The organism is Sorangiineae bacterium MSr11954 (assembly GCA_037157815.1).
GTDB lineage: Bacteria > Myxococcota_A > Polyangia > Polyangiales > Polyangiaceae > Pendulispora > Pendulispora albinea.
On record CP089984.1, the window covers coordinates 1,805,437 to 1,817,911 of the forward strand.

The 12,475-nt window shown below is 65.6% G+C and carries 11 protein-coding genes; 3 read left to right on the forward strand and 8 right to left on the reverse strand.

Features of this window, described 5'->3' with window-relative positions; all coding sequences use genetic code 11:
* Positions 1 to 23 precede the first annotated feature (23 nt).
* From LZC94_07465 to LZC94_07475, 3 genes are all read right to left on the reverse strand, one after another.
* Positions 24 to 503 (reverse strand): VOC family protein, encoded by a 480-nt coding sequence (locus LZC94_07465; GenBank protein ID WXB17105.1) that lies wholly within the window; start codon positions 501 to 503, stop codon positions 24 to 26.
* 128 nt (positions 504 to 631) lie between these two features.
* Positions 632 to 1,108, reverse strand: a complete 477-nt coding sequence (locus LZC94_07470; GenBank protein ID WXB17106.1) for a hypothetical protein — start codon at positions 1,106 to 1,108, stop codon at positions 632 to 634.
* A 192-nt stretch (positions 1,109 to 1,300) separates the two neighbouring features.
* Positions 1,301 to 2,338 carry a nitrilase family protein gene (locus LZC94_07475; protein ID WXB17107.1) on the reverse strand — a complete coding sequence of 346 codons (1,038 nt, stop codon included), beginning with the start codon at positions 2,336 to 2,338 and terminating at the stop codon, positions 1,301 to 1,303.
* A gap of 171 nt (positions 2,339 to 2,509) precedes the next feature.
* On the opposite strand from LZC94_07475, the gene nudC reads away from it, so the two are divergent.
* A complete protein-coding gene (nudC, locus tag LZC94_07480; protein ID WXB17108.1) occupies positions 2,510 to 3,355 on the forward strand; it encodes an NAD(+) diphosphatase in 846 nt (281 codons plus the stop codon).
* 87 nt (positions 3,356 to 3,442) lie between these two features.
* On the opposite strand, the gene LZC94_07485 is transcribed toward nudC, so the two are convergent.
* Together LZC94_07485 and LZC94_07490 are read right to left on the reverse strand one after the other, a co-directional pair.
* On the reverse strand, positions 3,443 to 3,658 hold the full coding sequence (locus LZC94_07485) for a hypothetical protein (protein WXB17109.1): 216 nt from the start codon (positions 3,656 to 3,658) through the stop codon (positions 3,443 to 3,445).
* 233 nt (positions 3,659 to 3,891) lie between these two features.
* Complete coding sequence (locus LZC94_07490) at positions 3,892 to 4,398, reverse strand: hypothetical protein (protein ID WXB17110.1); 507 nt, start codon at positions 4,396 to 4,398, stop codon at positions 3,892 to 3,894.
* On the opposite strand from LZC94_07490, the gene LZC94_07495 reads away from it, so the two are divergent.
* Positions 4,358 to 5,914 carry a M28 family peptidase gene (locus tag LZC94_07495; protein ID WXB17111.1) on the forward strand — a complete coding sequence of 519 codons (1,557 nt, stop codon included), beginning with the start codon at positions 4,358 to 4,360 and terminating at the stop codon, positions 5,912 to 5,914. The genes LZC94_07490 and LZC94_07495 overlap by 41 nt on opposite strands.
* A gap of 18 nt (positions 5,915 to 5,932) precedes the next feature.
* Here LZC94_07495 and LZC94_07500 read toward each other — a convergent pair whose 3' ends face one another.
* Positions 5,933 to 7,225 (reverse strand): citrate synthase family protein, encoded by a 1,293-nt coding sequence (locus LZC94_07500; GenBank protein ID WXB17112.1) that lies wholly within the window; start codon positions 7,223 to 7,225, stop codon positions 5,933 to 5,935.
* A 38-nt stretch (positions 7,226 to 7,263) separates the two neighbouring features.
* On the opposite strand from LZC94_07500, the gene LZC94_07505 reads away from it, so the two are divergent.
* Positions 7,264 to 8,397, forward strand: a complete 1,134-nt coding sequence (locus tag LZC94_07505; protein WXB17113.1) for a citrate synthase — start codon at positions 7,264 to 7,266, stop codon at positions 8,395 to 8,397.
* A 51-nt stretch (positions 8,398 to 8,448) separates the two neighbouring features.
* On the opposite strand, the gene LZC94_07510 is transcribed toward LZC94_07505, so the two are convergent.
* Together LZC94_07510 and LZC94_07515 are read right to left on the reverse strand one after the other, a co-directional pair.
* Complete coding sequence (locus LZC94_07510) at positions 8,449 to 9,255, reverse strand: ricin-type beta-trefoil lectin domain protein (GenBank protein WXB17114.1); 807 nt, start codon at positions 9,253 to 9,255, stop codon at positions 8,449 to 8,451.
* Positions 9,256 to 9,528: 273 nt separating this feature from the next.
* Positions 9,529 to 12,309, reverse strand: a complete 2,781-nt coding sequence (locus tag LZC94_07515; GenBank protein WXB17115.1) for a carbohydate-binding domain-containing protein — start codon at positions 12,307 to 12,309, stop codon at positions 9,529 to 9,531.
* Between the last annotated feature and the right edge of the window lie 166 nt (positions 12,310 to 12,475).

Consider the following 12,475-nt stretch of genomic DNA (forward strand, 5'->3'; position numbering starts at 1 on the left):
CGCTCCTCAGCCCGCGCGCATCGCTATTTCACGGGGTCGACGGAGGCACCGATGGCGATGAGCTTCGCCGTGTTGCCCTCCACGAAGCGGCGTTTTTCTGCGCGCTGCGTGATCTCGTGAAGGATGCCGTCCTCGCTCACGGTGGTGAACACCTGTTTGAGCCCGTCGGCCTCGACGATAGAGCCCACGCTCTCCCCGCCGCCCTGCACCACGTTTTGGAGCGATTGCTCCAATAAATCCACGCGGTGCGCGAGGTGGTGCACGCCGGGGCCTCGCGTCTCCACCCATTGCGTGATGGGGTGCGATGGACCGTCGCCCTCGCAGAGCACCAAGTGAAAGCGATCGCCGTGCTCCATCATGACGGAGAGATGGGCGGTGCCTTCGTTGCACGGGAGGCGCATCTCCTGCACCCGCGTGTGCCCGAGCAGCTCGCTCACGGTCTTCTCGGCTGCTTGGCGGTCGGCCACATGGATGGCCAAGTGATCGAGGGGGTTCAAGATCATGGGTTCACCGCTGTGCGCATATCGTCGAGGAGGGGAGCTTCGATCGCGACGATGAGCATCGTCTCACTGGCGGTGTCCGTTCGTAAACATTTCATCGCATTCCAATGCTCGGGAGCGAGAGATAGAATTTAGCCGTAGTGCGCGTCGCAGCCGAGCGAGCGCAGCAAAGGCATGAGCCAGTGCTCCGTGCCCGGCTTTTCCACCAAATCGACGATGACGCCCAGCTCGGAGAGCGGCGCAGAGACGCGGCGCAGCGAGCTTTGGTCGGCGAGCGTGACCAACCCGTCGCGACCGAGGTTGCGCCCGCGGAGCCACGCCAGGTCACGGTCATATTCGGCCGTGAGGTAGACGAGTCGATGCAAACCGACACCGCGCTCCGCCACGATGCGCGCCGCGATGCTCTCTTTACCCTGACCGGAAAATATCACTACCCACGGCGGTTCGTCCGAGCCGGCCATGATGATGCACTCGGAGGTGGCGCTCTCCGTGCGTATGAAATGCTCGGCGATCCGCCGCATGGATAGGCGTTCTTCGTAATCGCGGGCGGTCGCGACCGCGTCCTCTACGTAGACGCCGAGGAGAACGAGCGTCTTGTTCGCACTCACGCCCGGACCGTATCACATATGTTGTTGCAACGAATGCTCACTTCGAGTGAGAAGTTGCAAAACTTACGATTCGTGCGCGTACACGCAACTCCTCGTGTCGCCCCGACGACACGTTCCATCCCTTTTTGAAGGTGGAAGCGGTCGTTTTGACATCGGCTTGGCTTTCCTGAAGGGCCCTCCTGATTGGGCTCCCTATCGGTTGCTTTCGCGGTCGTTCTTGCTCTCGTTCCCATTCTTGCTCTCGTCCTCGAGCCCCGCATCGACCGAGGGCTCGTCCATCCACGCCACGCGGTGGCGTCCAACGTGGGGTTGCCCGAGGATGGTGCCAAAGAGCTCGGGGCGGCGGGCGTTTCGGTAACGGTAGCCGCCGGCCTTTTCCAGCTTGTCGTGGGTGCACGTGGCCACCGCGATGTCATCGCCCAAGGTGCGACACTCCGCGAGCACATCGCCGAAGGGGTCGACGATCATGGAGCAGCCGTTCTTCAACTGATCGTCGTCCATGCCAATGGCGTTCGAGAAGACGGCGTAAATGCCATTGTCGTACGCGCGCGCGGGCAGCCACTTCATGAGCCACCCGCGGCCCTTCATCCCGTCGAACTCGAGCCGCAACGACGTGGGATCGGCCTCGCGGTTCGTCCACAGCGCCGGATCGACGAAGCCGGCCCCGGGGCGGGTGGACGGCGTGCACATGGTGACGTGCGGCATGAAGATGATCTCGGCCCCCAACAAAGCCGTCGCGCGCACGTTCTCGATGACGTTGTTGTCGTAGCAAATCAAAATTCCACACTTCCAGCCGAATAGGTCGAATACGACGTACTCGGTCCCTGGCAGGAGATCGGGGTGGATGAAGGGGTGGAGCTTTCGGAACTTGGCAATGAGACCGCGCTCGGGCTCGATGCAGACGTGCGCCTTGTGGAGGCGGCCGTCCCGATCCTTTTCGAAGAAGCCCGCGAGCAACGCGATATCGTGCGCGCGGGCGATGGCCGTGAGCTTTCGAACGCTGGGACCTTCGCTGTCGACGATCTCCGCCAGGTCCAGCATCTGCGCCCTCGAGAGGTGGCGCGCGAAGGTGTAGCCGCTCACCGAGCACTCGTGAAACGCGACCACGTCGGCCCCCGCTTGCTTGGCCCGCGCCGCGAGGCGGTCGATGGTGGCCAGGTTGTAGGCTTTGTCACCGCTTCGGTTCTCGAACTGGGCGGTCGCGATTTTCAGAGGGCGCGGGGTCGTCATGATGCGGAGCCAACGATTCCTAGGACGCAAGGTGCATTTGGGCCAGCGTTTATGGCCTTCATTTAAAGGTCTCCGAAGGCCCATCGAAAGGTCGGAGGCACATCGTGGATGGGGTCGATTCGATGCGCCGCTCTTGCCCGAAAGGGGCAGAGGTCCCACCATCGGCGCCGAATGAGCAACGTTCGCCCCACTCGCCCCGCCGATGTTTCGCAGCGCACGTGGCTGCTCGTGCACCCCAAGGGGATCGTGGTGCGGCGCGAAGGGGACGCCGTCGCATTTCCCACGGATGAAGACGTGGCCCAGCTCGCCATCGATGTGAGCGGCGCCCACCATTTGGGGCGGCTCGAGGGCAGCGAGGTCGACGCCTTTGCGGTCGCCTGCAACGCGGACGTCGAGCTGCCCGCGCCCTTGGTCGTCTCCAACCTTCGCGAGCTCTTCATTCCCCTGGGCGACGCGCAATTCTGGCTGGCCGGGCGCGCCGCGCAAGTGGTCGATTGGGCATCTACGCACCGCTTCTGCGGCCGCTGCGCCACGGCGACGGAGCGGGTCGAGAACGAGCGCTGCTTGCGCTGCCCCGCTTGCGGTCTTCTGTCGTATCCGCGTATCTCGCCCGCCATCATCGTGCTGGTCCGGCGCGACGACCGCGTGCTGCTCGCCCGCAACGCGCGCTCCACCTACGGCTTTTACAGCGTGCTCGCCGGCTTCTCGGAGATCGGCGAGTCGCTCGAGGAGACCATCGTTCGCGAGGTGCGCGAAGAAGTGGGCGTCGAGGTGACGAACGCGCGTTATTTCGGCAGCCAGCCATGGCCGTTTCCCCACTCGCTCATGATTGGGTTCACGGCCGACTGGAGGTCGGGCGAAATTCGCGTGGACGGCGAGGAGATCGCGCACGCCGACTGGTTCCCTGCCGATGCGCTCCCGCCGATCCCCCCGCGCCTGAGCATCGCGCGCAGCTTGATCGACGCATGGGTCGCCGATATCCATGCCACGCGGGCCGCCGCCGAGGTCGGTAAGTAAGCGCTGAGTTTCGAGCGGGCCGCTGGGGGTCGATCCCAGGATGGTAAGTGAGCGCTGAGTGTCGCTTGGGAGGCGAACGCGATTCGCCTACGGATACCGCCGGCGCACGAGCCTCGGCCGGCGCGTTTCAATCCAGTGAACGACCAAGGCCGCGGCAGCGCAAGCGACCGAAATGACGAGCAAAGGCAGCGAGAGGGGCGCAGTGCTGACGATGCTCCCCGCGATGCCGCAGACCACGCTGGTGGCGAGCAACATGACGGTCCATCGCGCTCTGCCGCCGCGATGACCGATCGGCATATTCATGTAACGCGATCGTAACCGCTCCGAATTGGGTGCACTGCTTTGCATCGTGGCTCCTGGCCCCCCAGGATTTTCAACTGCAGATCCGACTCACTCTCCAGTGATCATCTGCGACGTACGCCCCGAAGAAGTCGTACCTTCCCGATATTTTGCCCGTGTCCTCGGAAGCTTGGAAACTCGGAAGAAACGAAGGAACGCAGAGACGCGAAACTCGGGCGCACCGTGAGTGGCCCTCTCTAGGGGCGACTGTCGACCAAGGAAAGAGTCTTTTCGACGGGCGAAGAGCCCATCGACCCAGGGGGTTCTTCCTCATCATGCGCGTCGATGCAAGCGCGAAGCGCGATCGGGGAATTTCGCCACGGTATACCGTTGTTCGGGGTGAAAATGGCTACGAGTAACGGCTCTGCTTCGTTGACGCCCTCGCTTGCCACCACTACGTCTGTTTCGACCATGCGTTCATCGCGTTTAACTCGTTCACCGCGCTCTCGGTCGATCATCGTCCGCCGCTTCTCAACGTTGCGTACTTTAACCGATTCTCTCGGCTTATCTTCCCGTTCGGCGATGGTGGTGGCATGCGCGGGCGTGATGTCCGCGGCATGTGCCGGCGCATCGGCGACCTCGGCGGGGCATCCCGCGAGCCACGATGCGGCGGTCGCGGTCGCGGTCGCCCCCGCCTCCGAATTTTCCACCGAGGAACGGCGGGTGGCGGGGTTGATCACGCCCGACGCGATCGCCGCACCCACGCGCTATCTCTCGGACGACAAGCTGGAAGGGCGGTTGCCGGGCTCGCGCGGGAGCAAGCTCGCGCTCGAGTACCTGGCCGGCGAATTCCAACGGATCGGACTGAAGCCGGGGGGCGATGGCGGCACCTATTTCCAGCGGGTTCCGCTGGTGGGGCTCGCGGCGCAAATCAAGGGCGGCCCGAGCTTTTCGAGCGGATCGCACGGCTCCGTCTCCGTTTCGGTGCCAAACGATTTGGTGGTGATGTCGGGCGTGCAGGATCCCCACGTGAGCCTCGCCAAGGCGGAGTTGGTCTTCGTCGGCTACGGCATCGTGGCGCCCGAGTACCAATGGGACGACTACAAGGACGTCGACGTCCGCGGGAAAGTGGTGGTCGTGATGAACAACGATCCCTCGAGCGATCCTGCGCTCTTCGAGGGAAAGCGGCGGCTCTGGTACGGGCGGTGGGATTACAAATACGTGCAGGCTGCAAAGAAAGGCGCGGCGGGCGCCATCATCATTCACACCACCGAGTCGGCCGGTTATCCGTGGCAGGTGGTGGTGACGTCGAACTCCTCCGATAAGTTCGAGCTCCCCGCCCGCGGCGAGCCGCGGCTGAAAGCAAAAATGTGGGCCACCGAGGAGGCGACCCGCCGCGTGGTCGCGCTCGGGGGCGAGAACCTCGATACCTTGCGCCAATCGGCCGAGCGCCGGGATTTCAAGCCGCGCGCGCTCGGCGTGGCGCTCGATTTGGCGTTCGCGAACAAGCGATTCGATCTCGAGAGCGCCAACGTGTTGGGCGTGCTCCCGGGCTCCGATCCCGAGCTTTCGCGCGAGGCCGTCGTGCTCACCGCGCACCACGATCACTTGGGGGTCGGCGTGCCGCGAAATGGTGATTCGATTTACAACGGCGCGGTGGACAATGCGTCCGGCAACGGCGGCCTCTTGGCCATCGCCGCCGCGGCGGCGCGCGCCGAGCCCCGGCCGCGCAGGTCCATGGTCTTCGCGGCGGTGACGGCGGAGGAGCAGGGGCTGCTCGGCTCCCAGTGGTATTGCGAGCACCCCACCTTCGCGCCCGGGCGCATCGCCGCCAACCTCAATATGGATTCGCTCAACGTATTCGGCCCCACCCACGACGTGGGCTTCGTGGGCCTCGGCAAATCGTCGCTCGACGACGTGGTCTCGGCCGTGGTGCGCGCCCAAGGCCGCAGCCTGCACGGCGACGCCTCCCCCGAGCGCGGCGCCTTTTACCGCTCCGACCAATTCAGCTTCGCAAAAATCGGCGTTCCCTCCGTCTATGTGGGCGGCGGGCCAAACTACGTGGGCCGCCCGGAGGGCTGGGGCGAGCAGCAGCTCGATGCGTTCCGCAAAACGCACTACCACCAGCCGTCGGACGAGTTCAATCCAAATTGGGATTTGCGCGGCGCCGTGCAGGATATGCAATTGCTCTTGGTGGTCGGGATGCGGGTGGCGAACGCACCGGAGCTCCCGGCTTGGAAAAAGGGCGACGAATTCTCGACCATCGCCCGCCCGCGCTGATCGAAATCGGCGATGGGGTCACCCCGCGCCGCGCTCCACGTAGCGGGCGCGGGGCCGGATGAGGGCGCCCGATTCGCACTGTTCGAGGGCGTGGGCGACCCACCCGGCCGCGCGGCCGAGGGCAAAGAGGGTGGCGGCGGTGCCGCGGGGGGCGCCGAGGGCGCACGCGACCGCCACCAGGCCGAGGTCCAAGTTGGGATGTTGATCGAGCTTTTGTTCGGCGGCTTGGACGAGGGCCGCGAGGGTGCGAAGGTTTGGATCGTCCGGCGCGAGGGCGGCGGCGCGCGCGAGGAGCTCGCGGCCGCGCGGATCGCCGCCTCGGTAGAAGCGATGGCCGAAGCCGGGGAGCGCTTCGTTGCGGCGGGCGTAGGCGTCGACGATGCGGCGCGCGCGTCGCGGGGACGCGGCGTCCCGGACGAGGGCCTCGATGTCGTCGCTCACCGTGCCATGGCGCGGGCCGGAGAACGCGCCGGCGGCGGCCGAGAGGACGGCGTGCAAGTCGGCGCCCGAGGAGGCGACGACCCGGGCGGTGAACGAGGAGACGTTGAGCTCGTGATCGGCGCTGAGGATCAAGGTCGCATCGATCAGGCGCACGCGGTCCGGGTGGGGCGGGCGCTTCAAGAGGATGCAAATGCGCTCGGCCAAGGTCGACGCGCGTGACGAAGCTTCTGCCCAGCGGCGCGGCCGGAGGATCCATGGCAAGGCGGCGAGCAGGGGGCGCGCTGACGTTCGGATCGATTCGGGGGTGGGCGTGCGCCGGTGCGAGGACGCGGTGGGTGCGGGGGCGAGGGGCGCGGTGATGGCCCAGGTGGCGAGGAGCAACGGGAGGCGCATGTACGGCCGCTGCGCCAGGCGCGCGGTGCGCATGTCGTCTTCGGGGATGGCGGCGGGGGTCCAATGGGGGACGAGGTCGGGGAGCACGCCGGTCCAGAGCAGCTCGGCGACTTGCTCGAAGCGCGCGCCGCGGACGACGAGATCGAGCGCCAGGTGTCCCCGGTAGCGGGGGCCATCGGCCGTGATCTCCGTGATGCTCGAGTCGAGCACCGGCTCGCCCCAGCGGAGCGCGCCCGCGGCGACGGCGCCGTGTCCCGAGCGGGCATCGTGGCGCGCCTTGAGGCGCAGCACGTCCTCGCGGAGGTACCTTCGGCCGCGTCCTTTTCCCGCAGCGGGAAAGCTTCGAACGAGGCCGCGGCTCACGTACGCATAGAGCGTCTCCCGGCGGATGCCGAGCCATGCGCACGCCTCGCGCGAGGAGATGAACGAGGCGCCCGATTCGGTCGTATGGATTGTCGAATCAACATTGATCAACATGATGCTCCGCCCCAAAGATTTTCGTGAAGGGAGCGAACATGGCAAGCGAAACGAGGCCCTTGGGGCTGGACGGCGTCGTGGCGGTCGAAACGGCATTGAGCGAGGTCGACGGCGCCCTCGGGCGGCTGAACATCGCAGGACGGGATTTGGAGGGCTGGGCGCCCAACGCCTCGTTCGAGGAGGCGTGTGCCCTCTTGTGGAGCGCGGCCGACCCGCCGTTGCGCAGCGCGGCCGACGCGCCGTTGCGCAGCGCCGGCGTAATCCGAAGATCGCTCGGCGAGCATCGCGTAAAGGCATTTGCGCGCCTCTCGGAGCTGGGAAATGCGCTCTTGCTCCCGAGCGGCATGGACGCGCTGCGCGCCGCCATGGGGCATTTGCACCTCGCGGAAATGTCGGACGGAAGCGCCGCCGATGCGAGCGCCCATGTCACCGCGGCCATGTCGGTGTTCGCGGCGGCATGGGGCCGAACCCGCCTGGGGAAAACACCGATCGCCCCCGATCCCGCGGCGGGTCATGTGGAGGACCATTTGCGCATGCTCGAGGGCCAGCCCGCCTCCGCCGCCCAGGTGCGCGCGCTCTCCACGTATCTCCTCACCGTGTCCGACCATGGGATGAACGCATCGACCTTTGCCGCGCGCGTCGTCGCCTCCACGCAGTCCGACATGGTCTCGTCCATCGTCGCCGCCATCGGTGCGCTCAAAGGGCCGCTGCACGGCGGCGCACCGGGCCCCGTCCTCGATATGCTCGACGCGATCGGCGACGCTGCCCGCGCGGAGAGCTTCATCGCCTCGGAGCTCGCGGCCGGGCGCCGCATCATGGGCATGGGCCACCGCATTTATCGGGTGCGCGATCCCCGCGCGGCGGTCCTCGAACGCGCGACCCTGGCGCTGGTCGATTCGGGGCTGCGCACCGAGCGCCTCGCGCTGGCCCGCGCCGTCGAGCGGATCGCCACCGGCGCCCTCGCGGCCAAATACCCCGATCGCAAGCTGGAGACGAACGTCGAATTTTATACGGCCATCCTATTGGACGCCATCGGCCTACCGCGCGAAGCGTTCTCGCCGACATTTGCCGTTGGGAGGGTCATCGGGTGGAGCGCCCATGTGATGGAACAGCGCGCGAAGGGGCGGCTGATCCGCCCCGAATCGCGCTACATCGGCGCGCCCGCGTCCTAGCCGCGCGCCCGCGTCCTAGCCGCGCGCCCGCGTCCTAGCCGCGCACCGCCATCAAGGAAGAACCCAGCGCTGGCTCGGGGCCGCGCTGCACGTATGGATCACGAGCCTGGTGCGCTCCGAGGAGCCGCCGCCGCGGGTATCGACGCAGAGCCCCGATGCGATATTGACGATGGCGCCCGTGGTATCGACCCGCCAGCGCTGGGCGTCCGTATCGTTGCAGTCGTAGAGCTGAATGGGCTGCCCCGGCGTAAAGCTCCCATTCGTCACGTCGAAGCATTTGCCCAGCGCGCGCAGCGACCCGTCGTCGGCGACGATCCATCGCTGCGCGCCCGTTCCATTGCACGCATAGAGCTGCACGGCGGTGCCGTTGGCCGTCTGCGCGCCGTCCACGTCGATGCATTGCTCCGCGATGCCTCGAATGGCCCCGGCGCGCGGGCCTGCCGCGGTCACGAACGCCGTACCCGAAAGTCGGATATCCCGCGACGACGCTCCGACCTTGATCGAATGAGCGCCGCCCGGCACGATCCACGATTGCGAGGACGTATCCCAGGTCGAGAAGGTCCGCCGCTCGAGAATGACGGAGACGCGCTTCTTCTGGTCCGGCGCCAAGGTGACCTTCTCGAACCCCGCGAGCTGCCTCGGCGGCTCCCCGGCGGCGCTCGGAAATCCGACATAGATCTGCGGCACCTCCTCGCCCGTGCGGCTGCCGGTGTTCGTCACGTCGAAGGCGACCGTGACGGTGCTGCCGCCGATGGGCCCGCTCAGGACCAAGCTCGAATAGGCAAAGGTCGTATACGAAAATGCCGAGCCGCGGCACCCCCGCCACGTACCCGACGGCGTGCTCCCCCGAGGGCGCATCGATGCCCTGCAAAAGGGTCGCCTTTTCCTCCAACGTCATTTGCGCGAGCAACTGCTCGACGGGATCGTCCGCCTCCGCGCGGCCTTCGCTCATCGCAGCGGAAGCGGACGTCGTCACCGTTTCAGTCTCTGCGCCATCACCCCGTTCGCCGCCGCACGCACCTGCTACGAGCACGATGGTGGCTGCTGCACCGACGGATGTTCCCCATTTCGTCCGGATCGTCGTCGCTGTCGTCGTGGTTTCGAGCATCCCCCCCTATGGCCACGATGCGATCAATTCACCTTGGCCGTACGGCCGACGTGCCCGTTCAGCGCCTTCGCCCGAACCAGCACGGTCCCCGACACCCCGGTCGGCCCCGTGTAGGGCACGAAGGTGGCGCCGTTGTTCGTGGAATATTCGATGTTGAAACCGGGATAGCGCACATTGGCCAAGAGCTGGCCATTGACGACTTTCGCGCCCGGGAGCGGAATGCGGTAATTGATCCCGGTGCTCCGCGGAAGCTCGCGCCGCACATCCACGGGACGATAGAAGTCCAAGCGCGGAAGCGCCGCCTGGCCCAAGGTGTTCACGAACTGCTTCCACGCCGCGGGCAGATCGGCAGCCGTCGGCGTGTGGGTGTTCCACGCGCGCTCGGCCACGCCGAGGATCTTGGGGAACGCGAAGTACTCGACCAGCTCGGGGCTCTTGACGTTCTCGGCAAAGAGCAACCCGTGCATGCCGAGCACATTGGCGCGACCGGCCGCGGTCAAGCGGACCTTGTTGTCCCATTCGCTGGGGGCGATGGGATGTCCCATTCGGTTGTGGGTGGCGATGGCGAAGACGTCGAACGGGAGGTAATTGAACGTCTTGCTGTCGTCGACGAAGTTTGCCCAGTAGTACCCCGGCTCATCGGGATCTTTGTTGTACGCCAGGTCCATATACAAATTGGTGGCGTGCGACAGAATCACGGATCGGCCTTCGTTGGCATACTTGTAGGCGTCGTCCTCGCGACCCCACTGCCAGACGTTGCTCCAGGGCATCGGGACGAAGCCTTCGAGCTGCAGCCCGTTGTGGATGATGTCGTCCCATCCCGTCATGCGCGCGCCGGTGGCCGTGATGATCGGGTGAAACTTCTTGAAGAAGTGGTCCTTGAGCTGCTCGTCGCCCAAGTCCTTCGTCTCCGGGTTGGCCTTGCATAGCGGCGAGCCCTGCCACCAAACGTTGTTGCTGAGCGAGGGCAGCTCGTCGCCGCCGCCGTGGATCAAGGTGAGCTTCGCGCCGGGGACCGCGTCGTAGCGCGCCTTGATCTCGCGCACCACCTTGGCGAGGAAGGCGTACGAGGAGCTCAAACAAGGATTCACGAAGTTGTCGGTGTATCCCTGGACGCTGGTGTGCTTCGACGTATCGTTCGGATCGGCCAAACGGTATTGCGACGCCTTCACCGGATCGGTGGCCGCGTACTTCGCATACCGGTGCTCCATGGACCGGACGGCGGCGCGCGCATGGCCCGGCACATCGATCTCCGGGATGACATCGATGTGGCGCTCGGTCGCGTAGGCCAGGATCTCCTCGAACTCCTTGGTCGTGTAGAAGCCGGAGCCTTTGCCCACGTAGTTGAGGGTGGCCTGCTCAAAGCCCTGGTAGGTGGGCTCCTTGCCGCCGTTGGCCTCGGTCTCGTTGCGCGCCTTGCCCTGGATGTTGTCGCCGCCACCCAGATCGTTCGCCGAGGCAAAGCCCTGGTGAAGCTGCTGTTTCTCGTCCGGATCGTAGCCGCGACGCGCGCCAAAGGTCGTCAGCTCGGGGATGCCCGGGATTTCGAGGCGCCAGCCCTCGTCTTCCGTCAGGCGGAAATGGAACTTGTTGATCTTGTGGAAGGCCAGCACGTCGAGCAACTTCTTGACGGTCTGCTTGGACTGGAAGTGGCGCCCGACATCGAGCATCATGCCGCGATACGAAAAGAGCGGCGTGTCGGAGATGTCGATCTCCGGGAGCTGCACCGACGTCTTCTTCCCGCCGGGGCGGGTCGCGGCCTGGTAAGCGTCGACGGGGACGAGCTGGCGAAGCGTCTGGATGCCGTAAAAGACGCCCGCGGAGTCCGCGCCGCGGATCTCGATGCCCTTCTCGGGATCGATGCTCAAGGAGTACCCCTCCGCCCCGAAGCTGCCCTGCGGATCGAGCACCAGCCGGATCTCCGAGCCACACCGGCTGCGCTCGTGCGTCTCCACCGAGCCCGCGAGAACGTCGCCCAGGGCAGACTTCAAGTAGTTGGCCTCTTTGGCGAGGCCGCGCTGGTAGTCGATCCCGATTTTCCCGCCGAGCCGGTATTGCCCGGACCCGGTGGTCACCGATTTCGGCCTCGGGATCAAGCTGCTGGCCGGATCGAGATCGACCCGATCGAGCGGCGCGTTCTCCTCGTAGCGCAGGGCGGGCGTCTGCGTGGGGACGACGTCGCCCGGGAAGCGCTTGGTCTGCTTGGGATCCGAGGCATCCCACACGGTGGACGCTTTGAGCGCCCAGGCCTGGGTGCTCGGCGGAAAGACGATGTGAAAGCCCCCCGGCGCGTCGGTCTTCACGATCGCCCAGTTCTCCGCGAGAAACGGGATGACGCGCTTTCCACCGGGCGGGATGGGGACGAAGTTGGCGAGCGGCTCGAGCACGAAGTACTCGCCGCTCCGGGCCGCGCCGCCCTTTTGGACTTTGAGCCCCTGGGCGGCCAAATTCTGTTTGTAGGTGGCGTTGCCTTCGCCATCGTTCAAAATACGACGGACGAAGCTGAAATAGATTTGCCAGCCGCTGGCATCGAGGCGAATTCCGCTCCGGTTCTCGATGGTCAGCTCACCGCGGAAGAACGAACCGTCATCCGCCGCCGTATTGTCCACCGGCCGGAACGTAATGGCGATATCGGGCCCGCTCGCGCGTGTCTGCAGGCTCGATTCGCGCGATTCGCCCGATTCGCTGGCGCCGAGATCGCCGGGCTCCGTCTCCGGTTGCGAGACCACCCCAGCGTCCCCCTGGCACCCTGCAATCCACGCGGAAGCTACGATGGTCGAAATACCTAGCAGGGACCTTGTCATCGTTTACCTCACTTTAGAGTTTAATGCGGTACGGTATCAGCCTGACGACTGGTCATCAAATTGGAAATGAGGTTGATGATTAAATCGCATGATCGATTGGATCATCCCTGATCGATTCGATCGTGCTCAAGTGTTTATGTTCTCTGCACACCATCCGGAAACGCAT

Excerpts from the sequence above, each read along its gene's own strand:
- LZC94_07465 (WXB17105.1), bottom strand. The coding sequence starts at position 503 with ATGATCTTGAACCCCCTCGATCACTTGGCCATCCATGTGGCCGACCGC.
- LZC94_07475 (WXB17107.1), bottom strand. The coding sequence starts at position 2,338 with ATGACGACCCCGCGCCCTCTGAAAATCGCGACCGCCCAGTTCGAGAAC.
- nudC (WXB17108.1), top strand. The coding sequence starts at position 2,510 with ATGAGCAACGTTCGCCCCACTCGCCCCGCCGATGTTTCGCAGCGCACG.
- LZC94_07485 (WXB17109.1), bottom strand. The coding sequence starts at position 3,658 with ATGAATATGCCGATCGGTCATCGCGGCGGCAGAGCGCGATGGACCGTC.
- LZC94_07500 (WXB17112.1), bottom strand. The coding sequence starts at position 7,225 with ATGTTGATCAATGTTGATTCGACAATCCATACGACCGAATCGGGCGCC.
- LZC94_07505 (WXB17113.1), top strand. The coding sequence starts at position 7,264 with ATGGCAAGCGAAACGAGGCCCTTGGGGCTGGACGGCGTCGTGGCGGTC.
- LZC94_07510 (WXB17114.1), bottom strand. The coding sequence starts at position 9,255 with ATGCGCCCTCGGGGGAGCACGCCGTCGGGTACGTGGCGGGGGTGCCGC.
- LZC94_07515 (WXB17115.1), bottom strand. The coding sequence starts at position 12,309 with ATGACAAGGTCCCTGCTAGGTATTTCGACCATCGTAGCTTCCGCGTGG.